Source organism: Collinsella sp. AM16-21 (assembly GCF_003471905.1).
GTDB lineage: Bacteria > Actinomycetota > Coriobacteriia > Coriobacteriales > Coriobacteriaceae > Collinsella.
The window spans coordinates 87,493-110,473 of record NZ_QRKJ01000007.1 but is presented as its reverse complement, the minus strand read 5'-3'; the positions used below and the strand labels follow the sequence as shown (position 1 = coordinate 110,473).

Here is a 22,981-nt window from a genome sequence, read left to right as displayed (position 1 = left end):
ATGATCAAAGCCGCGTTTTTCGATATCGACGGCACGCTGCTGAGCTTTAAAACGCATCGGATTCCGGCGTCGGCGCAGCAGGTGCTCGACAGCTTTCATGAGCAGGGGATCGCGTGCGTGATCGCCACGGGCCGCCCGACCTATCAGATGCCCGATTGGCTGCTCGACTTGGGCTGGGATGCGTACATTACGCTCTCGGGCCAGCACTGCTTTGATGCCAAGGGCACCTACCGCAGCTGCCCGATCGATCCGGACGACGTCGCGGTGATTGTGGACCAGGTGGCCGAGGGGTGCTACGACTCGCTGTGCATGCAGGGCGAGAACTCGTTTGTGAATCGCCTGTCCGAGCGCGTGGTGGCGGCCGGCAGCAACGCGGGAATCGTCTATCACGAGGAGCCGTTTGACCACGCCTTTGACGCGCCGGTCTACCAGTTTTGCGCGTTTGTGGACCCGGCCGACGAGCATATCGTGGCCGACGCGGTGTCGCATTCGCTCACCACGCGCTGGTGCGACCTGTTCTGCGACATTATCCCCGCCAACGGCGGCAAGGACTTGGGCGTGGCGGCGACGCTGGAGCGCCTGGGTGTCGACGCGAGCGAGGCGATCGCCTTTGGCGACGGCGAGAACGACCTGTCGATGTTCTCGGCCGTGGGCACAAGTGTGGCCATGGGCAACGCGCAGGATACCGTGAAGGCCGCAGCGACCTACGTGACGACCGCCGTAGACGACGATGGCATCTACAACGCCGCGAAGCACTTTGGCCTCGTGTAGCTGCGACCCGGCACTTGGGGACGCTCCTTATCTGCCGGCAGCTGGGGACACTCCTTGCGGGGCGTTCCCATTTTGTTTTCATCTCGCACGTTTTGTGAAACGCGGCTAACTTTTTGGTCAATGCAGTAAGACATGGTCAACTTTTGCGGTAAAGTAAGCCAAGGAAAGTATCCAAAGGCTAACTAGCAATCATCGCGAAAGGCGGCCCATGGCCCTACGTGAATCCGGAGAAGACTATCTCGAATCGATCTACGTCCTATCGGAACGTCAGGGCATCGTGCGCTCGATCGACGTTGCCGAATACTTGGGCGTAACCAAAGCAAGCGTCTCTAAAGCCATGGCGGCCTTGGAGAGCACCGGCTACGTGGAGATGGGCAAACGCGACGTGCATCTGACGGAACGCGGTCTTGAGGTTGCCCGTCAAATGTGGGAGCGCCACTGCTTTTTTGTAGGTCTGCTAGAGGACGCAGGCGTAACGCCCGAGGTCGCGTCGCAAGAGGGCCGCCACATGGAGCACTGCCTGAGCGAGGAGAGCTTCGAGAAGTTGAGGTCGATGTTGGGCCGGGGCGAGGCGACGGATTCAACCTCGGTATCCTAACGGATCCTCAGTAGCGCGGAGTTCACGCAAAGCGCGAACCAGCGACCGGGACCAGCGGCCCTTTCGGCCAAGTCCATTTCAGCAAAGGAGCACCGCCAGCAAGCGATGCCCAAGAACTGCCAGCTACGTCACTGCAGGCCGGGGTCGGGCTTGGTTTTGAAAACAATCCGCAGCGCGAGGCCCGCCTTTCCGTTGCTCCGCAGGAGCAGGAAAGACGGGCCTCATGCGCGAGGACGTTTTCAAAACCAAGTCCGACCCCGGCCGGAGGGACCACGGGTGCTACAGGTTCTTGACACCCATCGCGCGCATGGCGTTCAGGATGGCGATGATCGCCACGCCTACGTCGCCAAAGACGGCAAGCCACATATTGGCGATACCCAGCGCTGCCAGCACAAGGATCAGCAGCTTAATGCCCAGCGCAAAGATTATGTTCTGCCAAACAATCGACATGGTCTTGCGCGCCACGCGGATCGCGCGGGAAATGTTGGACGGCTTGTCGTCCATCAGCACCACGTCGGCGGCCTCGATCGCGGCGTCGGAGCCCATGGCGCCCATGGCAATGCCCACATCGGCGCGCGTAAGCACAGGAGCGTCGTTGATACCGTCGCCGACAAAGGCGAGCTTGCCCTTGCCACTTTCGGCCGCGAGTAGCGCCTCAACGCGCTCGACCTTGTCGCCCGGCAGGAGCTGCGCGTGGAACTCGTCGAGACCGAGTTGCTTGGCCACAGACGCTGCAACCTCCTCGCGGTCGCCCGTGAGCATGACGGTGCGGTTGATACCGGCGGCATGCAGGTCGCGAATCGTTTGCTCCGCATCGGCCTTAACGGTGTCTGCAATCACGATGTGGCCGGCGTACACGCCGTCAACGAGCACGTGGAGGATCGTGCCGACAACCTCACAGTCCGGTGCTTCAACGCCGGCCGCGGCGAGCATCTTTGCGTTGCCAACGACGACGTGCTTGCCGTCGATGGTTGCCGTCACGCCGTGGCCCGCGTCATTAGTGGAATCCGTCACGCGCTTGGGATCGAGCTCGCCCTGGAAGGCGGTGCGTACCGACTGCGCGATGGGGTGGTCGGAGAATGACTCGGCGAGGGCTGCGACTTCAAGCAACGATTGCTCGGTATAGCCTGCCTCGGGGTGCACCGCGACCACCGAGAACGTGCCGTTGGTGAGCGTGCCGGTTTTGTCGAAGACGACGGTGTCCACGTCGGCGAGCGTCTCGAGGTAGTTGGAGCCCTTGATGAGAACGCCCAGCTTGGACGCGCCGCCAATGCCGCCAAAGAAGCTCAGCGGCACGCTGATCACGAGCGCGCACGGGCAACTGACGACCAGGAAGGTCAGGCCGCGCAGGATCCAATCGGACCAAGCGCCAGTCACCAGGCCGCCGCCAAGCGCGAGCACCGCGGCCGCGCCGGTGACGGCGGGCGTGTAGACGCGGGCAAAGCGCGTGATGAAGTTCTCGGTGCGCGCCTTCTTTTCGCTGGCATTCTCCACGAGCTCCAGGACGCGCGCGACGGTGGACTCGCCAAAGGGCTTGGTGGTGCGCACGCGGATGAGGCCCGTCATGTTGATGCAGCCGCTGATGATATCGTCGCCGGTCTTGGCGGGGCGGGGGACTGACTCGCCCGTGAGTGCGGCGGTGTCGAGCTGGGTTTCGCCCTCGACGATGACGCCGTCGATAGGCACGCGCTCGCCGGGCTTGACCACGATCACGGTGCCGACGGTGATGTCATCGGGGAAGACCTGCTCGAGCGTGCCGTCGGTCTGCTCGACGTTAGCGTAGTCGGGTGCGATGTCCATCATGGCACTGATCGACTTGCGGCTCTTGCCCACGGCGTATGTCTGGAACAGCTCGCCGACTTGGTAGAACAGCATGACAGCGGCGCCTTCGGCCATGTGCGGGTCGGTGTCGGGGAAGAGCACCATGGCAAATGCGCCGATGGTCGCGACGGCCATAAGGAAACTCTCGTCGAAGGCCTTGCCGCGGCGAATGTTATTGAATGCCTTTTGCAGTACGTCGTAGCCGGCAATCAAAAACGGCACGAGGAACAGCACAAAGCTGGCGTAGATGTCGCCCGGGGTGCCGAATGCGGCAGTAAGGGTACCGAGCTCGTCGAGGGCGTACACCACCGCAAAGATGCCTAGCGCTACCAGGATGCGGTTGCGCTTATGCTCGAGTGACTCTTTTTTCTTGCGCTTCTTCTTTTTCTTTTTGGGGTCGGCGGCGGCCATGACTCGTATCCTCCCATTTGAATGTATGAACACTCGCTCATATAACTTCGCGAGCAAAGGCCGCGGCAAGCGCGGCCTTGTAGGTTGGCGTAAACCTGGGCTAGAGAATGATCTCGCAGTCCGGCTCGGCGTCGGCCGTAAACTCTACAACGCGGTTGAGCACCTCGTCGAACTCGGCGTCGTCGGCCTCGAGCGTCAGCTTCTGGGTCATAAAGTTGACGGACACGGATTTGACGCCCTCGAGCTTGGCAAGTTCGTCCTGAAGCTCGCGCGCGCAGTTGGCGCAGTCGATCTCGTCGAGTTTAAACTGCTTTTTCATGATGGGTTCCTTTCCCTGTTTTGCGGCTTGGGTGCAGGCCGCGCTGGTACCTCGGTTGGTTGCTATTCGCAGATATGGCTCATGCCCTGGTTGAGCATGGTGTAGACGTGATCGTCGGCAAGCGAGTAGAGGATGTTGCGGCCGTCGCGGCGGAACTTGACCAGGTGCGACTGCTTAAGCGTGCGCAGCTGGTGCGATACTGCCGACTGCGAGGTTTCGGTCGCTTCGGCGATGTCGGCCACGCAGAGCTCACGGCCCATGAGGGCATAGAGAATCTTGATGCGCGTGGTGTCGCTGAAGACCTTGAACAGGTCGGCGAGGTCGTAGAGAAGCTCCTCGTCGGGAAGGTCCTCGGGCGAGCAGGTGGTGGGGATCGCGGGCTCGGTGGCCTCGATGTCGGGTTTCGTTTCATCAACGCGGATGCTCATTGCAATATCCTTTCATATGAACATGCGCTCATATAACTTACTTCCGATTATATGAGCGCATGTTCATATGTCAATATCGTTTAGGCAATCCGTCGTACAAAATGATGAGGAAAAGCGGACGAGATTCCGGACTAAGCGGTTTTGATAGGTGATGCCGGGGTGGGTGCCCCTGCGCCGTGCAAAAATTGGAGTATTCTGCAACGATAGGGGGTCTGTTAACTTATCGCAGGCCAAATAATGCAGCTAAAGAGTTGTCTTAGGGTGGTAAACCGATGAGTTCTTCCTCAAATGTTGCCTAACGTTCTCACGCAAGAGTGATTTCGCTTCACTTTTGGATCCACTCGAGGGTGATGGACACCCGGCTTTGCTGAATACTCGCAATTTTGCACGTCGCTAGGGTACCCACCTTGTTAGTCAGCCTAGTTTCCGGCCCCGAAGACCCTGCCCTCGGGCGTGAAGCTGCTTGTTTGGTTGAGTGATGGGCTGTCGAGTCCGACAGTCTGCATGTCATCGATTGCCGGAGCCTTGTTAATCGTCGGATCGTCCAATGTGATGCCTTCGAGCATTGCTTTTTCGAGGTCGATTCGTTGACGCTCTTCGGAATCCTGGCGAAGCTCCTCCTGGATTCGTTTCTTCTCCTCAATAAACCGTCTGAGCACAAACAGTCTCAGGTCCTCTTGCATGATTTGAAAGTCTTTTGGCAGACGCGAGGGGCGTATGCCTTCTTTCCGCTGGATTGCCTCCATGACCCTAACGAAAGAGCTGGCATGCATAAAGGAATAACGGCTGACAGTGATGATTCCGTACCCCATGGACGCAAGCGCATTCTTGCGCTCCTCGTCGATAGCGCGGTCTTCTTCAGCGTCGTGATAAAACCCGTTGTATTCAATATCTGTTCGAGATTTCTTCAGATATGCATCCATAAAGAACTTTTTGCGTCTCGTGAGATTTTTTGCGGCGGCGGTGACCTTCACCTCGTAGTCGGTCTCAATTCCTTTAATGCCAAGCCCTCCTTCGCTTTTGGGCAACGTAAGCATCATGGCAAAGGCCGTTTCCATGGGAGACCGACATCCATCGCGTACACATTGAATCGACTTTCGGGCAAGGGCCAAACCGTCACATCTGGTAATGGAATTAAAGAACTGCTTTAGCCTCTCGGTCGAGGTAAGCGCGAAACGCTCGGTATAGGAGGTTGAAGAGCCGGTTCCTAGGGAATAAGCGCCGCACAGTTCAAAGTAGTACTCCACTAGTTCGCGAAAAGGGAGATAGGTGGCGGCCTGAAGTGCACAAAGCTCAACACCAACAACGAAGATGTCTTCTCCGAGCTCTATAAAGCGTGAGTTTGAGAATCGCTTTGACGAAACGTGGCATTGACAGTTCATCGCGTAGCGCGCGTTCCTGCGATCAAACACCGTTACCTCGAGGGGATCGTTTGCGTCGCGGGCAACATCATGTTTGGCGAGCCATTCTGCGGCTGCGTCGAGGAGTGCTCCGCTGGGGCATGATCCGTAAATTGCGGCAGGGCTGCAGGACTCGATGTCTTTCGCAGACACCGAATGCGCGGCTTGGTAGACCGCTTTTGCAGTGGTATGTGACAATACGATACTCATGGCATATATCGTGTCAGCTAATGCCGTGTTGATGGCGCTGAGTGGAAAAGTCGTTTTAGAGGTCTAACCAAATGCTGTCCAAAAGCTTGACGCAATTATGGGTCGGTACGCCCTAAATAAATGTTTTCGCAGCTTGGCTATAGCATGGAAACACTCAATTGCTGCACATTTGGTATCGGTGCATCGCCATCCGAGTACAAATCACGTGTCGGGAAAGTGCTGAAATAAGTAAAAAATAGGGTTCAGAATTTGTGAAGAGCGGGCCTGCTTATGGAACGTGGGGCGGCCCCGCTGCGGGGTTTCCCGCTGCGAGGCCGCTCGTGAGCAAGCAGTGTTTGTCGCAGGCGTTGCTATTTCGCAAACAGGTTCTTGAGGTTGAACTCGGCTTGGACGGTGCGGAGCATGAGGTCGGTGTCGTCGAGGCCCAGGTGCTGCTCGTTGGCGTCGACGGCGAGGGTGCCGCGGCGGCGCGCCCAGTTCTCGAGCGCAGCGGGCGCGGACTCGCGGGGGAGCGAGCGCACGTCGGCGTCCAGGCTGCGGCAGATCTGGCGCGAGTCGATGACGATGATCTTGCCTGCGCGGCGCGCCTCAGCGTAACCGTCCAGATGAATTTTGAACCAGCTGTCCTCGAAGGCGGCATTATGCGCCATGTACGGGTACTTCTTCATGAGCTTGAGCAGCTGCTTCTGCAGCTCCTTGTTCTCGCGGAACGGCTTTTTGCCGTCGATGTCGTCCCATGTGATGTGATGGATGTTCGATAGCGGCACATCCTCGCCGCGGTAGATGTCGGGCAGGCCGCAGTAGTGTGCCTCGGCGTCATGCGGCACGGCGTCGCTGGTGAGATCCATGATCTCCCAGCCCACGTTGATGATGTAGCCGCGCTCGGGCGCGCGACCGGTGGTCTCGATGTCGATGCCCAGCACCGTGCCTTGGATGGGCTTGCGGGCATAGGCCACGCCGAGTGCGTCGCGGTCGCCGCGGATCTCGCGCATAACGGACGCGGCGGTGCGCTTTTGCATCTTGCCGATGGCGGCGCAGGTGTCGGCGTCGGACAGGCCGCGCGAGAGCGTCGCGGGCGTCACGTTGCGCAGACGCGCCTCGCCAATCTGGTCGCACAGGTCGCGGTTGCGGTCGGCCAGGTCGCGCACGGTGGCAAAGTCGAAGCCGGGGTCGCCCTCGGCGGTAAAGTACTCGGTCTCGAGCACCTTGAGGGCCTCCTCGCCCTTCTGGCGCTCGGACTCCATGGCGCCGTGGTCGCCGTAGATAAACATGGGGATAAACGGCTGGCGCTCGTATTCGAGTGCTTGCGATACGTTCATATGCTACTCCTTGGACGGGCCGCGTTGTGCGGCTCGAGGTTACTGAGTTATGGCGAGATGATAGTTTGCCATAGGCAACTATTGGCACCGCGCCCGGGACAACTACAATACCCTAGTTGACCGCTAGGACTTTTACAATGCTGCCGAAAGACACGAAAGGTTCCGTCCGTCATGGATTTACTGATTGATATTCTGCTCGACGCCGGCAAGGACACGCTGTCGCTGGTGCCGTTTTTGTTGGTGACGTATCTTGCTCTCGAGACACTTGAGCACGTTGCGGGCGACCGCGTCAACGGCGCTATCAAGCGCGCCGGCGCTGCGGGTCCCGTGGTTGGCTCGCTGCTGGGCATGGTGCCGCAGTGCGGATTTTCGGCCATGGCAGCAACGCTGTACGCCGGCCGTGTCGTGACCTTGGGCACGTTGGTGGCGGTGTTCCTTTCGACCTCCGATGAGATGCTGCCGCTGTTGCTTGCCGAGCAGGTTCCCGTGCAGACTATGGCGATGCTTTTGGCTTCGAAAGCGCTGATCGCACTGGTCACGGGTTTTATCGTGGACGCTGCCATTCGCGGCCTGCGCCGTAACGCCCGCGCGCACGCGGCGATTCGCCGTACCGTGCTGGGAACCGCGGCCAATCCGGCCCACGTGAACTGCGCGCACGACGACCACAGCGGCGGTGACATCATCGACGAGGTGGCCGAGGCGGGCGTGAGCGCCGACCACATCCACGAGCTGTGCGAGCGCGACCATTGCGGATGTGATGAAGACGAAGACGAGCACGAACACGGACATGGCCACGATCACGGTCATGAGGGCGAACATGAACACCATGATGGTCACGGTCACTCTCACTCCCACGAAGGGACGCCTGTCCTGTCGATCATCCGCAGTGCGATCTCGCACACCGTGCAGGTCTCGGTATTCATTTTTCTGGTGACGCTGATTCTGGTCGCCGTGCTCGAGACGTTCGGCGAGTCCGCGATCGAGCAGTTCCTGCGCGGCAACGAGACACTCGCTGTCCTGGGTTCGGCGCTTGTCGGGCTGATTCCCAATTGCTCGGCGAGCGTGGTCATTACACAGCTGTATCTGGAAGGCGCGCTGCAACTGGCGCCGATGCTCGCCGGCACGCTCATTTCCGCCGGCGTGGGTTATCTGGTGCTGTTCCGCACCAACCGCAGCGCCCGCGAAAATGCCGTGTTCCTGATCATGATGTACGTCATCGGCGCTGGCTGGGGCCTTATCCTTTCCGCCTTTGGGTTCTAAGTGGATGTTTGGGGCATGCCGTAAAACTAGGACATGCCATAAATTCCACCGCCATGACCTGGGCGTTGGATGCGCGTCAATCGGCAAAACAAAAAGGTAGATTATTAGGCATGTCCCAAAAACCTACCTTGGTTAGTGCAGCAACTCGGTGAGGTTGCGTTTAAAGCGGGCGCGGTCTTCGCTGGTAAATGCTGCCGGACCGCGAGTGCGTCCGCCGGCGCGGCGTACCTTCTTTTCCTCGTGGCGAATAAACAGCTGCATGTCGATGGTTGCTTTGTCGTAGACGCGCCCGCGCACACCGATAGCGGCGGCATCGCGCCCGAGCACCATGCTCGCCAAGCCAATGTCCTGCGTCACGACCACGTCGCCCGCCTGCAGGCGTTCGACAATGGCAAAGTCGGCGCTGTCGGCGCCCACGCTCACGTCGAGCGTCGTGATCCAAAAGCCGCGTCGCGCGTGCTCGGCATCGCGCGGGTCGTCGCGGCGAATGTGCCGTTCCAGGTTTTGCGTGCTGTTGCCGGCGATAACAACGGCGACGCCCGCCCGCCGCGCGCAGTCAATCGACTCGCGCGTGACCGGGCAGGCGTCGGCATCAATAAAGAGCGTCTTTGGCATCTAGCGCACCAGTTTGCCAAACTGAATGGCGCGAACAATGAGCGTCACGCCAAACACCAGCAGCGCGGCACCGCTAAAGATGACGAGCATCTTGGCCGACCACAGCGGATAGATAAACACGAACATGCCCGCGATGATGGAGAGCGCGCCGCTCAGGATGGCGAGGGCGCGGTTGGCGGAAAGCTCGGATTCCAGAATCGACATGACGCCCTCGACGATCCAGCCAAAGCCGGCGACGACCACCACGAGCGTGGTGAGCGTCGCGGTCGAGAAGGCCTGGTTGCGCAGGATTATGACGCCGCCCAGAATGATGAGCAGGTTGGAGATGATGCTCGTAACGCGCCAGCCGGTGGGCAGCAGCGGCTCGAAAACAGCGGTAAACAGCCTGATCGCGGCCGTGATCACAAAGTAGATGCCCAAGACGGTCGTCAGGAAGACGAGGGATTTGGCGGGCGCAAACAGCAGTGCGATGCCGGCGACGAGCGCCAAGACGCCCGTGATGGCGTAAATCCAGCGCACGGCCTTGACGGCCTTGCCTGCCATGCTTTTCTCGTCAAATCCAAACGCGCTCGATTGCTTGTCATCGTTCTTAAAGATGCCCATGATGTCTCCTTTCCGTGCGGCGTAAGCCGTAGCTCTTGCAACCAGTATCGCCCAAGGGCGCCGTCGCGTGGGGCGGGAAGGGCGAATGGGAGCCTCATCTTCCCGAATTGTTACCTTTGTTCCCGTTTGGATGCGGAATATTCAACAGGTGTGGAACATTGCGCCGCTGTGTGTAATTGCCTACGTTTTAGGTTAGATTTTCTTAAGAACAATATGCTTTTATTGGGGGTCTTATGAACGAAGCTGTTCCCGCGGCGCCGGTAAGCGCCGAGTCGATGGCAAAGCAGGGTTGCGAAAAGCTTGGCCTGGACACGTTTGACGCGCTGGTCCGCCGCGCCCGTACGTGCCGCCGTTTTGACGAGTCCATGCGCGTGCCGCGCGAGTTTTTGCTCGAGCTGGCGGAACTGGCGCACCTGGCTCCCTGCGGCGCCAATGCTCAGCGTCTGCGTTTTCATGTGGTGAGCGGTGCCGAGGATTGCGCGCGTGTATTTGATGAGCTTGCATGGGCCGGCGCGCTTAAGGATTGGTCGGGTCCTGCCGAGGGCGAGCGTCCGACCGGCTACATCGCGATTCTTGCCGAGCGCGCTGTTCCGGGTAAGCCCGCCGCGCCCATCACCGAGGTCGACACGGGCATTGCCGCGCAGACGATGATGCTCGCCGCTCGCAGCGCCACGCCCGAGGTGGCAGCCTGCATGTTCAAGGCCTTTACGCCCCACGCGATCGATGCTATGGGGCTCGATAACGACAAGTATGAGCTCAAGCTGATCATGGCTTTTGGCGTGCCGGCCGAGACGCAGATGATCGATGCGATCGATTCCAACCCCGACGGCTCAATTAATTACTGGCGTGACGATGCGCAGGTGCACCACGTACCCAAGCGCCCGCTCGCCGACGTGCTGGTGTAGCTGAGCGTCACCGCGGCGTGATCAGACGGTAAACCACCACAAAGGTGCCTGTCCCCTTTGTGGTGGTACGAGGGGAGAGCGTGTGGCAGATCTGTATTTGGTGCGGCATGGGCAGACTGAGCTCAATGTGCAGAGCATTTTGCAGGGCTGGCACGATTCGCCGCTTACGGCGCGCGGGCGCGAGCAGGCGCTGACGGCGCGTACGGCGTTTGCGGCGCGTGGCGTGGCCTTTGATCATGTGTATTCCTCGCCGTTGGGCCGGGCGCGGCATACGGCCGAGCTTATCGTTGGCGAGGGCCGTTCCATTGAGCTGGTCGATGACCTGCGTGAGTGGCATTTTGGCTCGCTGGAGGGCACATCAAATCGCGAGATGCCGCCGCAGCCCTGGGGCGATTATCCGGTGGCCTTTGGCGGCGAGTCGGAAGTGCAGCTTCAGTCGCGCATGGTTGCGGCGCTGTCCCGTATTATGGCCCGGCCGCAGCACGACTGCGTGCTGGCGGTTTCCCACGGCTCAGCCTGCCAGGAGTTTCTTGAGTATGTGACTGGCGGGGGAGAGCTACCCGACAACGGTGCCGTGCTTCATTTTGGCTATTGCGACGGGGCGTTTTCGCTCTTGGGTTGGTAACGAACGAAAGGACCCCTATGAATAAAGATCTGTATCTGGTCCGTCATGGACAGACGATATTCAACCTTAAGCGTATCATTCAGGGGTGGAGTGACTCGCCGCTTACGCAGTTGGGTTGCGACCAGGCGGCGCGCGCCGGCATGTTTTTACGTGCGCGCGGCATTGAGCCCGATCATGCCTACACCTCCACGCTTCATCGCACCGAGCAGACTATCGCCAACTTGTGGCCGGGCTTGGCGTACGAGCGCCTGGACGGCCTGCGTGAGTGGTTCTTTGGCGACTTTGAGGCCGAGCGCGTGATGCTTATGCCCGAGCGCCCGTGGCGCGATTTCTATCGTCAATTTGGCGGCGAGGGCCAGATCCAGGTGCGCGAGCGCATGGTGGCGACGCTGACCGAACTCATGCAGCGTCCGGACCATACGTGTGTGCTCGCGGTAAGCCATGGCTCGGCTATCAAGGAGTTTATGGATCACGTGAAGGGTGCGGCGGCCGACGAGCGCGATCGCGTGCCGGGCAACTGCTCGGTGCTGCACTTTGCGTTTGACGACGAATCCGACACGTTTGAGTTGGTCGAAGTCTTTACGCAGGAGGATTACGCGCGCGAGCTGGGGCTTGAACCGCTTGTAGCGGTAGTAGGCCCGCAGCGCGGGTAGCGCTGGCGTTGCGGCGCGGTTTGCCGGCGAAATTGTTTGATGCGAAAGGGGCGGGGATGCATGCACGGGCATTGCATCCCTGCCCCTTGTTTGTTTGGATGCTGGGTTTTCCAGCTTCGCGTTTGAGTCCGCTAGAACCGTGAGATCTGGTGAGTGAGCAGACCCGTCGGAACCTGCGGCGCGCCGCCGCTGACCTGCGCGGCGGGGAAGAGCGCAGCTACGGCAAAGTTGAACGGCTCTTTGCCGGTGTACGTTCCGGCGGCACGGGCCTCATCGGCCAGAATCTGCGATGCCCCAGCCAGTGCGGCGGCATAGGCGGAGTCACCGGCGAACACGGGGTCGGGTGCCTGATCGAGCATGGCACGGATGGCAGCAACGGCGTCCTCGCGCTTGACCTCCCACACACGGTGCGTAATGCCGGCGGGGTCGGTGACGGCATAGAGCGACGCGCCTTCTTTGGCGGCGCCGAGGATGATATCCATGACGGGCGAGGCTTCGTAGGCGAGCGTTACAGGGCGAGGCTGCACCTTAAGCTCGGCGATTGCGCGGGCGGCTGCGGCCGCATCTGCGGAGGACGCGTTGTCGTCCGTCAGTACACCAACCGGGCAAATTGCCACAACGCCCGTCACGCGTCCCAGCTCTCCCGAACACTCGTACACGTAATACGCCGCGCCTGGATCCTTGAGCATTAGGCCGTCAGCAATGGCGCCGCGCAGGGCGTCGTTGCCGCTCAGGATACCGCCCATCGCAGGCAGCGCCTCGAGCACGCGGTCCTGAGCTGGGCGGATGCAGGGAAATGGAAGTGCTTTCATGGGCGGTCCTAACGCGCGAGTCGGTTTGTTCGCGGCTTATTATGCCCCAACTTGGCCGCTTGCGTCCCAGAGCGTGTTATCGGCAAGCGCGATGAGCACGTTTTGGCAGCGAACGATATCGGCATGGGGCACATACTCGTTGGGCTTGTGCGCGAGCGCCAACGAGCCGGGGCCGTAGCTCATACAATTGCGGTTGCCTGTCTTGCCGGCAATGACGGCAGTGTCGGTGTAGCCGGTAAAGAAGCCGACGGTCGTGTCTGTGCCCGTCACGTCATCGGCGGCACGCTTGAGTGCAGCCAGAAGGGGAGAGCTTGGATCGCGCTCGATGGCGGGGCGGTCGCCTGTCACGGTATAGCTTCCATGGCAGCCGGGGACCGCGGCTTCGGCGCCGGCGATGGCCTGCTCTACCATGCGCGTCGCGGCGGCCGTATCAGTCGGCGGGGCCAGGCGCATATCGACCCAGACCTTGGCATGGTCGGGCACGACATAGGGGCGGTAGCCGCCCTCGATCTGTCCAAACGTGATGGTCGATGGCCCCAGCTCATCGTGTACGGGCAGCGCCATGAACGCGCGGCGCAACGCGCAGACGACCTCTGCCATGGCGGCGACGGCGTCGGCGCCCTTCCAAGGCTGGCTCGCGTGCGCCGTGACGCCTGCCATCTCAATCTCGAACCATGTGCGCCCCTTGTGCGCCACCTGGATCTGTCCGTCGGTGGGCTCGGTGTCCAGCACCCATTCGCGCGAACCGACCCAGCCGGCATCAATGGCCGCCTCGGAGCCACGCATAAAGTCTTCCTCGTCGACCGAGCAGATGAGCGAAAAGCCACGTCGGGGCAGCTCACCGCTTGCCGCCACGCGCTCGAGCGTATGGACCAGTGCGGCAATGGCGCAGGCCAGGCCACCCTTCATATCGCAGGCACCGCGGCCATAGAGTTTATCGTCGCGCACAACCGCCCCAAGCGGTGCGATGTCTGCGTCCCAGCCATCGCCCAAGGTGACGGTATCCATGTGGCAGATATAGACCAGCCGCGGCTCGTCGCTTTGGCCCGGCACGGTGACTTTAAGGTTGCGGCGCCCGGGCAGCACTTCGAGCTCCTCAATCTGCACGGCATCGAGCGCAGAACTATCAAGTTGTGCCAGCTGCTGCTCAATGAGCCTCTTAATGAAGCGCTCAATTTCATCCTCATACGCGCCCGGGTCTGAGCTGTCAATCTTCACAAGGTCCTGCGCAAGCCGCCAGGCAAAGTCCTCATCAACCATATGCAACCTCACAATCAGTCTGCTTTCCAAACCGATTGTAAGCCTCTTGAGAGATCCGCGGCGTGCGCGCAGCGGTATTTACCGTTCGCAGGCCGAGCCAGCGCGTTTGCCGTCCAGGCGGGTTTACGAACGATGCGGTGGGTACGTACCCTTCATGGACGACATGCTGTGCGACATATCTGCCTTTCGGTATCACCGGATACCTCCACAGGTCTTGGCAATAATGCCGGACCTGCCCGATTCTGCGGACGATCCGCGCAGGGAGCACCTATGTGAGCATCCGCTCGTCACGCATTTCCTGGGCACCCCGTTACACGTGTTGGCGCAGGGCAGCTGCGGACGTAAGGGCGATCGCATTGTCAGGCATGTTTGGAACGGGGAGAGGCCGTTTGATTCCGTGCGGCAGACGGAGTTTGGCTTCGATGTTGCGTCCCCACTCTTTACCCTGCTGACCCTGGCTTCCTCGGTCTCAAACGAGCGTCTAATCATGTGCATGTATGAGATGTGCGGCACCTTTGCCGTGTGCAAGATTGCGCCTCAGGTAAAGTCGGCACTTGAGCAGGCATATGGGAGCCGATGGAGTGACGCACGGTCGGGCTGGGAAAACGTAAAGGATGTCTCGGGGAATCCAACGGACTTGTGGAAACGACCTCCCTTGATCGAGCTCTCTGAGCTTACAGAGTTCGTCGATAAGGTCCGGGGGCTCCGCGGCGCTAAATCGTTCATACGAGCCGCGAAATGCATTACGGGGGTGGCAGCATCGCCGCTCGAGGTCCAGGCTTCGATGCTGTTTGGCCTTACGAGGTTGCGCGGCGGCGAAGGGCTGCGCCTTGCCAATAACGTTGAGATTCGTATGACGCGCAGCGCCCGCCTGATTTCGGGGCTTGATAGGCGCTATGCCGATATCCTGCTGGCAAATAAGGACGGCAGCCGAGAGTGTCTGGTTGAATGCCAGGGTAAAGCCATTCACGGATCCATTGAATCCAAGATTTCGGACTCCGATCGAACGACGGCCTTGCAAGCCATGGGATATCCCGTCGTTCTGATGACCTATGGTCAGCTGGCCGACTTCGATGCCTTCCGCGTGGTGATGGAGCTCATCATGTCCTATCTCGATGTGCCGCTGAAAGACAAGACGCCGCGACAGCAGGAGCTCGAACGGCGGCTTCGTGAGGAGATTTTTATCGATTGGGCGGGAATGTAGTCGCGCGGTGGGTAAACGGTAGCGCGAGCTAGAGTTCTGGTCGCAAAAAGGCTTCAATTTTGCCTTGGAGGGACCCTAAAAATGCTATCTAGAATAAGTTGTTTCGGAAAATAGACAGTCAACTTACATTCGGCACATAGAGACCGATTTTTACCTACTAAAGTCCCTGATAAAGCTGTTTATCAAAGCGGGTGTGCTTAGCGACTGGAGCCTCACTATCGATTATCTGAAAAAACTTGTTCTGGGTATCATTTTAAAGTCGTCCGGAGCAACAAAATCGCCCCCCCGTTTCGTGAATACGGGGGGCGAATGGGCTTCGTGGTCTGTCTGGCAGGCTTGGCACCGGCGCTATTTAATCACGCGCACGCGATACATCGACGGAATCTGCTTGAGCGCCTCGATCGTGCTGCCGTCCAGGTGCTCATCGGTGTCGAACATGGTGTAGGCGTTCTCGCCAGCGGACTCGTTGGTCATGCGCTGCACATTGGCGTTGTCCTTGGCGAGAATGGCCGTGATCTGGCCGATCATGTTGGGCACGTTGGCATGCAGGCAGGCAATACGGCTTGCGGCGCGCGCCTTGCCCATGCTGCAGGCGGGGTAGTTGACGCTGTGCGCGATGTTGCCGTTTTCCAGGTAATCCTTGAGCTCGCTGATGGCCATGTCGGCGCAGTTGGCCTCGGCCTCGCCGGTGCCGGCGCCCGAATGCGTGGTGATAAACGTATTGGGCATCTTGACGGTCTTGGGCGTGGCAAAGTCGCAGCTAAACCAGCTGAGCTTGCCCTCGCGCAGGGCGGCGTCGACGGCGTCTTCGTCAATGATGGTCTCGCGCGCGTAGTTGATGAGCACGGCGTCGGGCGCTAGCAGGTTAATCTGCTCGGTGCTGATCATACCGATGGTGTCGGCCTTGCTGGGCACGTGCACGGTGAGGTAGTCGCAGCCGCGGCACAGATCCTCGAGCGTGCCCACGCGCTGCACCTCGCGGCTCAGCACCCACGCGTGCTCGACGGAAATGAACGGGTCGTAGCCGTAGACGTCCATGCCCAGATCGACACAGGCGTTGGCGACCTTGGAGCCCACGTTGCCCAGGCCGATGACGCCAATGCGCTTGCCCTTGAGCTCGCGACCCACAAAGGCCTTCTTGGCCTTCTCGGCGTCGACTTGGATATCGGGGTCGTCGGCGTTGTCGCGCACCCAGTTCATCGACTGCACCACGCCGCGGCTCGAAAGCACCAGCATGCCCAGGACGAGCTCCTTGACGGCGTTGCTGTTGGCGCCGGGGGAGTTAAAGACAACGACGCCCTTCTTGGCGTACTCCTCGACGGGGATGTTGTTGACGCCGGCGCCACAGCGGGCGATGGCGCGGATGCCCTCGGGCAGCTCGTAGCCGTGCAGGTCGGTCGAGCGCATCAGGATGGCGTCGGCCTCCTCGGCGGTGCTCACAAATTCGTAGCCCTCGCCAAACTCGACTTCGCCGTCTTTGGTGATGTCGTCGATGGTCTTGATCTTGCGCATGGAAAGCTCCTTAGCAGGTTTGTTTAAAACAAGTGGTTTGAAGTGGCTGGTCGGCCCGCTCGTTGCGGGCTAGTTAGATCGCGGGCTCAAACTATGCTGCGCTTCGAAGTCCTTCATATACGTGGCCAGCGCCTGCACGTCCTCCATGGTGACGGCGTTGTACACGCTGGCGCGCATGCCGCCGACGAGGCGATGGCCCTTGACGTTTTGAATCTGGTGCTCGGCTGCGCCTGCGACAAAGGCGGCGTCGAGGCCGGCATCGTCGGTGCGGAAGGTGACGTTGGCGATGGAGCGGCTGCCGGTCTGCGCGGTGCCATGGAACAGCTCGCTGTGCTCGAGCAGATCGTAGAGCAGATTGGCCTTGGCCCAGTTGCGCTCGGTCATGGCGGCAAGTCCGCCGGTTTGCTCCACCCAACGGAACACCTTGCCGCATACGTAGATGCCAAAGGTGTTGGGCGTGTTGAGCATGGAGCCCTTGGCGGCCTGGGTCTTAAGGTCCATGTACTGCGGCGTCTGCGCAAAGGCTGGACCGTCGGCGATCAGGTCGTCGCGCACGATAACCACGGTGACGCCCGCGGCGCCGGCGTTTTTCTGAGCGCCGGCGTAGATGAGTCCGTAGCGCTCGACGTCGAGCGGCTGCGACAAAAAGCAGCTCGAGACATCGGCGACCAGCGGTACGTCGCCGAAGTTAGGCAGCTCGTGGTACATGGTGCCAAAGATGGTGTTGTTCTGGCAGATGTAGACGTAGTCGAGCCCGCCGCCCGCGGCCTCGGCGGCAATGCGCGCGTTGATGTCGGCCATGGCGGGAATGCGGTCGAAATTGGCGTCCTCGGAGCTCGCGAGCAGCACGGCCTCGCCGTACTTGGCGGCTTCCTTGTACGCCTTGTTGGCGAAGTTGCCGGTCACGACGTAGCCGGCGCGGCCGCGGCGCATGAGGTTCATCGGGATGCCCGCAAACTGCAGCGTGGCGCCGCCCTGCAAAAACAGAACACGGTAGTTATCGGGGATGCTCAGCAGGCGGCGCAGGGTTGCCTCGGCGTCGTCGATGATCTGCTGGTACATGCTAGATCGATGGCTCATCTCGAGCACGGACATGCCGCAACTGCGGTAGTCCATCATCTCGTCGGCGATCTCGGCGAGCACGCTTGTAGGCAGTGCGGCCGGGCCAGCTGAGAAGTTGTGCACACGTGCCATCTTCTAGTTCCCCTCGTAGTCGTTTGAACGTTCGGGATACTTTAGCACAGTGGAGCGTCAGGCGCGACCGCATCACGGTAAAACTCGAGTGCGCCGCTATGATTTACAGGATGGTTACATGGGGGAGGGGTGCTTTACTCCTCGGGCAAATCCAAATCTGCGAGCGAAGGCATGAGGTTCTCTAGGCGCTTGATTTCTTCGTCGCAAATTAGCTAACCCCTGGTCACTACGACGCCAGCGTGGCGATGACGGCTTCGTCGCCGGCGTATATGAGGGTGTTGCCGTCGGGGATGATCGTTTGGCCGTCGCGCTTGAGCATCACGACGATAAACGGGTGCTTGCCTTGCGGCACATCGCGCAGGCGCTGGCCGGCCAGGCGACCGTGGGGGGTCACGGTGACCTCGCGCAGCGTAACCTCGGCACGCTCTTCAAACGTCGGGGCGGCCATAACCAGAAGGTCGCCTTCCTCGATCACGGTATCGCCGTTGGGCAGCACGGGGTGCGCGCCGTCGCGCAGCACCAGAACCACAAGCATGTCCGTCGCACTGCCAATGTCGGCGAGCGAACGTCCGGCAAACGGATGTCCAGCTCCCATCTTGAGCTTGACGAACGACATGCCGTCCTCGTCGCGGTAATCGTTAAAGGTGCGGCGCACGTCGCCTTCCGCATCGATCATATCGAGCTTCTTCGCCACCGCCGGCAGCAGCGAGCCCTGCACCACAATGCTAGACACGGCAATCACAAACACCAGGTCAAATAGGTCGTGTCCGCCGGGAACACCTGCCACCACGGCAAAGAGACTAAAGACGACCGAAGCTGCTCCGCGCAGACCCGCCCAGCTTACGAGCGCGACCTGGCGGGGGTTCGTCTTAAAGGGCGCCAGGAGCATGCCGACGGCGATGGGACGGCTCGCAAAGAGCATAAACGCCATGAGCGCCAGGCCCGGCAGCAGCATTTGCGGCAGGCGGGCGGGCGTCACGAGCAGGCCGAGCAAGAAGAAGATCGTCATCTCGGCCATCTCGGTGAGGGTGTCAAAGAAGTGCGCCAGCTCGACCTTGCCGGTGATGTCGCTCGCGCCCAGCACAATGCCGGCCAGGTACACGGCCAAAAAGCCGTTGCCGCCCAGGTAGCTCGGCAGCGCGTAGGCGACGATTGCCACGGCGAACAAAAAGATGGTCTGCGCGCCCTCGGCTGTTGCGCGTGCGCGTTCAATCAGGTGGCCCGCCGCCCAGCCGATGGCAAGGCCCAGGCCCACGCCCAGGATAATCTGCTTGGCCAGCAGTGTGGGAATGTTGATGTCGCCGCCGGCTGCGAGTGTGGCGAGCACGGCGGTGAGCATGTAGGCGACGGGGTCGTTGGAGCCCGATTCGACCTCGAGCAGCGAGTCGGTGCCGCCCCTCAGCGAAAGGCTGTGCTCGCGCAGAACGCTAAAGACGCTGGCCGCGTCGGTGGACGCCACAACCGATCCCAGCAGCAGGCCGCCGATCCAGTCGAAGCCCAGTACAAAGTGCGCGAACACGCCGGTAATGCCGGCAGTGATGACGACGCCGAGCGTGCTCAGCAGCACCGCAGGCGCGGCGACGGGCTTGGCACGGTCGATGTTGGTGTTAAAACCGCCGTAGAACATGATGAACAGCAGCGCCGTGCTGCAGACGGTTTCGGTGAGCGCGTAGTCGCTAAAGTCGATGTGAGCCGGGCCGTTGACGCCCAACAGCATGCCGAGCGCGATAAAGATGAGCAGGGTGGGGAAGGGGAGTTTTTTGCCGACGGGCTTGATGGTCAGGCACAGAATAATAACGAGGCCGATAAAGAGAAGGATCTGGTTCATGGATGGTGTCCGCTCCTGGGTGGTTGGCGTGGCACGGTCAGTTGTCTGCGGTTATTTGTACCCAAAGATGGTGGGTTTATGGGGTTGGATTGCGGGCGTGCGCGATATCGTCATAGACGGCTGCCGTCTTTGCCTCTGCTTGGAAACCCTTTCCAGCTTTATTGCAACGGAGTACAATGGGTAACGTTTAAGTTCAACTTGAAGTTTTAGTTGCGGCGCCGGGCTTCGGCCGCAATGCAAGGAGAGGCGTACCATGGCGATCTATGTGACATCTGATGCTCACGGGCACGTGCGTGCGCTTGACGAGGCCCTGTCTAAGATCTCGTTGACGTCCGACGACACGCTGTACGTGCTGGGCGACATGATCGATCGCGGGCCCGATCCGGTCGGCGTTATTAAGCTCGTGCGCTCGCTGCCCAACGCCCACGTGCTCAAGGGCAATCACGAGCAGATCATGCTCGATGCCATCATTGGCCAGGATCCGCTCGATGCCGAGACCTGGGATATCAACGGTGGCTGGACGACGCGCGAGCAGCTCAACGACATGGAATTTGAGGCATACGAGGAGCTCGTGCGATGGATGGCCGCGCTGCCGCTCTACGCGGTGGCCGAGACCGAGGAGCGCCCGTACCTGCTGGTGCATGCCGGCATCCAGACCGAGGCGGCGCGCGCGTTTTTGCTTGAGCATGGTGTCGATTGCGGTGACGGCAGGGGAGCGGTCGATGCCGATAGCGAGCTGCTGCGGCAAATGCTCGCCGTGCAGTCGTTCGATGACCTGCTGTGGATTCGTCACGGCTATTGGGATGCGCCGACGGGACTGCTTTCTGCCGAGGGCGAGGGGCCGGTCGTGGTGAGCGGCCACACGCCAACGGTGTCGCTCGGGCGTTATTGCGAGGTAGGTGGCCTTGCGGGACTCGATGAGGAGTCGGGCCGCGGGCAGATTGTGCGTCTGGGTGGCGAGGATACCGCCGGCGTGCCCGATCGCATCGATATCGACTGCGCCGCCGCCACCGGCTCCGAGTTCGGTCGCGTGGGCATCCTGCGCCTTGATGACGGCGCCGAGTTCTATGCGAACATCAACCCAGGCGAATAATCGGTGCAAAGGGTAGCTAATTTGGGACGGAGCTTTTTTGACTACTTTCGGAGAATAGCGCCTTTTTGCTCGGTAAGCGCGAGAAATGAGGAGCGTCTGCGTCCTCGGCAGTGCGAAAATGCTCAAAAAACCGTCGCAACGGAGTCAAACGACGTTGCGACGGTTCTTTTTTGGCTGCCCGCTGGCTAAGTGAGTAGACTTTTTTGGAAATGCCGAGCAGCCGGCAAATTTGCCTCAACAAAACCGCAGGTCACTGACTTGTGTTTTGCCGGTGTGGTCAGGGATTCGGCAAAAGTCTACTCACTTAGTTTTGCGTGTCGCAAATCGTCCGCAACGAGACCCCCCATTGCGCCAATTAGGCGCCGTACGGGTTGCGGTCGCGTTCGATGCGTTGGCGGATGTGGGCGTATTCGATAATCAGCAGCACCAGGAGTAGGGCCATGATGGCTAGGTAGCTCACCACGGCGCCCATCAGACCCAGCAGCTTAATCAGGATCACCGGCACCACCACGCTTACGGCGAAGCAGATCAGGTAGATCTTGGTGACATCGCCGGCGTGGCGCAACACCGTGATAATGGCATAGATAAAGTCGATTGCCGCGGTGACGCCGCCGGCGACAACCATTAGCAGTGCAAGCGTGCGGTAGCGCTCAAAGTTGAGGCCGTACATAAAGCTCATGAGGGGAATGCCGGGGCCTGCCATAAATGCGGCGCACGCTCCAGTAATGACTACGATCAGTGCCATAACGGCAACAATAATCAGATCAAAGCGGCGACGCTTGCGCGGATTCGCCCAAATGCTCGACAGACGTAGGAGCTGCGGTTTATAGATAAATCCAATGCTCAACAAAATGGCCTGCGCCGGAAAAAACAGTGCATTAAAGTACAGCTGATATTTGTATGCCAGCGTGCCCTCCATCACAAACTTGGGCATGCTCTCGATAAGGTTGAACAGGAACAGCGCACCAAAGAGCGGGGCGCACTGGACAAACAGGTGGCCAGCCTCGCGCAGACTCATGCGGCGTGATTTTTCGGTTTCGAGCAGGGCGAGCGGGGCGGTGACCAGCACGAGCGAGGCAATCGCGGCGATGCCCATGGCCATGGCGGCGATGGGCATGCTGCGCGTGAGGAACAGTGCCACGCTAAAGACCGCGATGACGCCGACGGATCGTAGCGTTTGGCTCATGCCGGCCAGGTAGAGTTTGTCGGCCTGCTGCAGGCGGCCCTCGTACACGTCGGCAATGCCGTCGATCACCTTATACAGGTAGACGCCCAGGCCGATTGTGGCCATCTGCGCATCGTAGCCGCGGGCGCTGCTGTACACCAGGCCGCATGCCAGCGCGAGCGCTCCGCAGAGCCAGCGGTTGAGCTGGTAGGAGGCGAAGGAGGTCTTTTCGTCGATGTCCGAGACCTGAAAGTTGCGCACGCCGTAGTTGCACGCGATCATGATGAGCGTGCCGGTGACAAAGGCGATGGAGAATTTGCCAGCCTCCTCGGCGCCCACGAGCTGTGTGGACACGATGGTGAGCAACGGAAACACCATGCCCCACACGGCGGTGCCCAGGGTATTCCAAAGGTAGTCGCGACGGGTGGCGTGATCTTCGTACTCGGCTTCTTGCGTGGAGAAGCCGCCGCCGTAGACGGCTCCGAGCAGGCGGTTCCACCAGGCATTGACCATGCGGTGGATGGGGCCGGGTTGGCGATCGCGCTCGCGACGACGGCGTGTGGCCTGGCTGCTGTCGGGACCGCCGGCGTTACGTTGGCTTAGTTCTTGGATTCGCGCGAGCTCCTCGGCGGTGTGCGATGCGGGGAACAGGCCGTTCTCGATGCGTCCGCCCTGGGCCTTTGCGGTGCCGCTGCTCGCTATGGCGGGGTCGGCGACGCCATTGCGGCGGGCGATGGCGCGGCGGATGCTATCGAGGGGCGTGATGCTCAAAGCGGAGTCCTTTCTATTGCTACGCTCTAGTATAGACGCGACGGTGTTCGTTCGTGTTTTTGAACAGGTTGTTCGATAATTTCGGCGGCGCCATTCAGTAGACGGCATTTGGGGACGTTCCTTATGTGCCGGCACTTTGGGAACGTCCCTAAGTGCCGGCATCCGGGGTCGCTCCTTGGTTGTTGCCTGTTCAAGAGTGTCTCT

General features: G+C 60.4%; 21 protein-coding genes. 8 read left to right on the top strand and 13 right to left on the bottom strand.

Going from position 1 to position 22,981, the window contains the following annotated elements:
* Together DW180_RS05500 and DW180_RS05495 are read left to right on the top strand one after the other, a co-directional pair.
* Complete coding sequence (locus DW180_RS05500; protein WP_117759698.1) at nt 1-771, top strand: Cof-type HAD-IIB family hydrolase; 771 nt, start codon at nt 1-3, stop codon at nt 769-771.
* A gap of 208 nt (nt 772-979) precedes the next feature.
* The gene (locus DW180_RS05495) at nt 980-1,369 is read left to right on the top strand and encodes a metal-dependent transcriptional regulator (protein WP_118237789.1); all 390 of its coding nucleotides are present in this window, start codon (nt 980-982) and stop codon (nt 1,367-1,369) included.
* 279 nt (nt 1,370-1,648) lie between these two features.
* Here the strand turns inward: DW180_RS05495 and DW180_RS05490 are convergent, their stop codons facing one another.
* The 5 genes from DW180_RS05490 to DW180_RS05470 form a co-directional block, all read right to left on the bottom strand.
* Complete coding sequence (locus tag DW180_RS05490; protein ID WP_199569892.1) at nt 1,649-3,601, bottom strand: heavy metal translocating P-type ATPase; 1,953 nt, start codon at nt 3,599-3,601, stop codon at nt 1,649-1,651.
* Nucleotides 3,602-3,701: 100 nt separating this feature from the next.
* Nucleotides 3,702-3,920 carry a cation transporter gene (locus DW180_RS05485; protein WP_035137286.1) on the bottom strand — a complete coding sequence of 73 codons (219 nt, stop codon included), beginning with the start codon at nt 3,918-3,920 and terminating at the stop codon, nt 3,702-3,704.
* A 62-nt stretch (nt 3,921-3,982) separates the two neighbouring features.
* A complete protein-coding gene (locus DW180_RS05480; RefSeq protein ID WP_055285819.1) occupies nt 3,983-4,348 on the bottom strand; it encodes a helix-turn-helix transcriptional regulator in 366 nt (121 codons plus the stop codon).
* 419 nt (nt 4,349-4,767) lie between these two features.
* A complete protein-coding gene (locus tag DW180_RS05475; protein ID WP_117759704.1) occupies nt 4,768-5,958 on the bottom strand; it encodes a hypothetical protein in 1,191 nt (396 codons plus the stop codon).
* A 350-nt stretch (nt 5,959-6,308) separates the two neighbouring features.
* A complete protein-coding gene (locus DW180_RS05470; protein ID WP_117759705.1) occupies nt 6,309-7,277 on the bottom strand; it encodes a 3'-5' exonuclease in 969 nt (322 codons plus the stop codon).
* A gap of 171 nt (nt 7,278-7,448) precedes the next feature.
* Here DW180_RS05470 and DW180_RS05465 point away from each other — a divergent pair, with 171 nt between their 5' ends.
* Nucleotides 7,449-8,537 (top strand): putative manganese transporter, encoded by a 1,089-nt coding sequence (locus DW180_RS05465; RefSeq protein ID WP_117759706.1) that lies wholly within the window; start codon nt 7,449-7,451, stop codon nt 8,535-8,537.
* 132 nt (nt 8,538-8,669) lie between these two features.
* Here the strand turns inward: DW180_RS05465 and DW180_RS05460 are convergent, their stop codons facing one another.
* A complete protein-coding gene (locus DW180_RS05460) occupies nt 8,670-9,152 on the bottom strand; it encodes a DUF188 domain-containing protein (protein ID WP_117758351.1) in 483 nt (160 codons plus the stop codon).
* The gene (locus tag DW180_RS05455) at nt 9,153-9,755 is read right to left on the bottom strand and encodes an HdeD family acid-resistance protein (protein WP_117583774.1); all 603 of its coding nucleotides are present in this window, start codon (nt 9,753-9,755) and stop codon (nt 9,153-9,155) included.
* A 233-nt stretch (nt 9,756-9,988) separates the two neighbouring features.
* On the opposite strand from DW180_RS05455, the gene DW180_RS05450 reads away from it, so the two are divergent.
* The 3 genes from DW180_RS05450 (at nt 9,989) to DW180_RS05440 (ending at nt 11,938) form a co-directional block, all read left to right on the top strand.
* Nucleotides 9,989-10,660 carry a nitroreductase family protein gene (locus DW180_RS05450; RefSeq protein WP_117563980.1) on the top strand — a complete coding sequence of 224 codons (672 nt, stop codon included), beginning with the start codon at nt 9,989-9,991 and terminating at the stop codon, nt 10,658-10,660.
* Between the two features lie 82 nt (nt 10,661-10,742).
* Nucleotides 10,743-11,285: a histidine phosphatase family protein gene (locus tag DW180_RS05445; protein WP_055252053.1), complete on the top strand. Its 543-nt coding sequence runs from the start codon at nt 10,743-10,745 to the stop codon at nt 11,283-11,285.
* A 17-nt stretch (nt 11,286-11,302) separates the two neighbouring features.
* Entirely contained in the window at nt 11,303-11,938 is a 636-nt protein-coding gene (locus DW180_RS05440; RefSeq protein ID WP_117758350.1) for a histidine phosphatase family protein, read from the top strand.
* Between the two features lie 131 nt (nt 11,939-12,069).
* On the opposite strand, the gene DW180_RS05435 is transcribed toward DW180_RS05440, so the two are convergent.
* A complete protein-coding gene (locus tag DW180_RS05435) occupies nt 12,070-12,750 on the bottom strand; it encodes a DUF1015 family protein (protein WP_117758349.1) in 681 nt (226 codons plus the stop codon).
* A 39-nt stretch (nt 12,751-12,789) separates the two neighbouring features.
* Nucleotides 12,790-14,010, bottom strand: coding sequence for a M20 family metallopeptidase (locus DW180_RS05430; RefSeq protein WP_118237787.1), 1,221 nt, complete (start codon nt 14,008-14,010; stop codon nt 12,790-12,792).
* A 397-nt stretch (nt 14,011-14,407) separates the two neighbouring features.
* On the opposite strand from DW180_RS05430, the gene DW180_RS05425 reads away from it, so the two are divergent.
* A complete protein-coding gene (locus tag DW180_RS05425) occupies nt 14,408-15,214 on the top strand; it encodes a hypothetical protein (protein ID WP_233545190.1) in 807 nt (268 codons plus the stop codon).
* Nucleotides 15,215-15,562: 348 nt separating this feature from the next.
* Here DW180_RS05425 and DW180_RS05420 read toward each other — a convergent pair whose 3' ends face one another.
* From DW180_RS05420 to DW180_RS05410, 3 genes are all read right to left on the bottom strand, one after another.
* A complete protein-coding gene (locus DW180_RS05420; RefSeq protein WP_118237783.1) occupies nt 15,563-16,726 on the bottom strand; it encodes a phosphoglycerate dehydrogenase in 1,164 nt (387 codons plus the stop codon).
* A gap of 69 nt (nt 16,727-16,795) precedes the next feature.
* A complete protein-coding gene (gene serC, locus DW180_RS05415; protein WP_117833492.1) occupies nt 16,796-17,920 on the bottom strand; it encodes a 3-phosphoserine/phosphohydroxythreonine transaminase in 1,125 nt (374 codons plus the stop codon).
* Between the two features lie 226 nt (nt 17,921-18,146).
* Entirely contained in the window at nt 18,147-19,748 is a 1,602-nt protein-coding gene (locus DW180_RS05410; RefSeq protein WP_117758344.1) for a potassium/proton antiporter, read from the bottom strand.
* A gap of 253 nt (nt 19,749-20,001) precedes the next feature.
* Here DW180_RS05410 and DW180_RS05400 point away from each other — a divergent pair, with 253 nt between their 5' ends.
* Nucleotides 20,002-20,841, top strand: coding sequence for a metallophosphoesterase family protein (locus tag DW180_RS05400; RefSeq protein WP_117655697.1), 840 nt, complete (start codon nt 20,002-20,004; stop codon nt 20,839-20,841).
* 355 nt (nt 20,842-21,196) lie between these two features.
* On the opposite strand, the gene DW180_RS05395 is transcribed toward DW180_RS05400, so the two are convergent.
* The gene (locus DW180_RS05395; RefSeq protein ID WP_233539789.1) at nt 21,197-22,777 is read right to left on the bottom strand and encodes a lipopolysaccharide biosynthesis protein; all 1,581 of its coding nucleotides are present in this window, start codon (nt 22,775-22,777) and stop codon (nt 21,197-21,199) included.
* Between the last annotated feature and the right edge of the window lie 204 nt (nt 22,778-22,981).

Coding starts and splice junctions, on each gene's coding strand:
- DW180_RS05500 (WP_117759698.1), top strand. CDS start 1: ATGATCAAAGCCGCGTTTTTCGATATCGACGGCACGCTGCTGAGCTTT.
- DW180_RS05495 (WP_118237789.1), top strand. CDS start 980: ATGGCCCTACGTGAATCCGGAGAAGACTATCTCGAATCGATCTACGTC.
- DW180_RS05490 (WP_199569892.1), bottom strand. CDS start 3,601: ATGGCCGCCGCCGACCCCAAAAAGAAAAAGAAGAAGCGCAAGAAAAAA.
- DW180_RS05485 (WP_035137286.1), bottom strand. CDS start 3,920: ATGAAAAAGCAGTTTAAACTCGACGAGATCGACTGCGCCAACTGCGCG.
- DW180_RS05480 (WP_055285819.1), bottom strand. CDS start 4,348: ATGAGCATCCGCGTTGATGAAACGAAACCCGACATCGAGGCCACCGAG.
- DW180_RS05475 (WP_117759704.1), bottom strand. CDS start 5,958: ATGAGTATCGTATTGTCACATACCACTGCAAAAGCGGTCTACCAAGCC.
- DW180_RS05470 (WP_117759705.1), bottom strand. CDS start 7,277: ATGAACGTATCGCAAGCACTCGAATACGAGCGCCAGCCGTTTATCCCC.
- DW180_RS05465 (WP_117759706.1), top strand. CDS start 7,449: ATGGATTTACTGATTGATATTCTGCTCGACGCCGGCAAGGACACGCTG.
- DW180_RS05460 (WP_117758351.1), bottom strand. CDS start 9,152: ATGCCAAAGACGCTCTTTATTGATGCCGACGCCTGCCCGGTCACGCGC.
- DW180_RS05455 (WP_117583774.1), bottom strand. CDS start 9,755: ATGGGCATCTTTAAGAACGATGACAAGCAATCGAGCGCGTTTGGATTT.
- DW180_RS05450 (WP_117563980.1), top strand. CDS start 9,989: ATGAACGAAGCTGTTCCCGCGGCGCCGGTAAGCGCCGAGTCGATGGCA.
- DW180_RS05440 (WP_117758350.1), top strand. CDS start 11,303: ATGAATAAAGATCTGTATCTGGTCCGTCATGGACAGACGATATTCAAC.
- DW180_RS05435 (WP_117758349.1), bottom strand. CDS start 12,750: ATGAAAGCACTTCCATTTCCCTGCATCCGCCCAGCTCAGGACCGCGTG.
- DW180_RS05430 (WP_118237787.1), bottom strand. CDS start 14,010: ATGGTTGATGAGGACTTTGCCTGGCGGCTTGCGCAGGACCTTGTGAAG.
- DW180_RS05420 (WP_118237783.1), bottom strand. CDS start 16,726: ATGCGCAAGATCAAGACCATCGACGACATCACCAAAGACGGCGAAGTC.
- serC (WP_117833492.1), bottom strand. CDS start 17,920: ATGGCACGTGTGCACAACTTCTCAGCTGGCCCGGCCGCACTGCCTACA.
- DW180_RS05410 (WP_117758344.1), bottom strand. CDS start 19,748: ATGAACCAGATCCTTCTCTTTATCGGCCTCGTTATTATTCTGTGCCTG.
- DW180_RS05400 (WP_117655697.1), top strand. CDS start 20,002: ATGGCGATCTATGTGACATCTGATGCTCACGGGCACGTGCGTGCGCTT.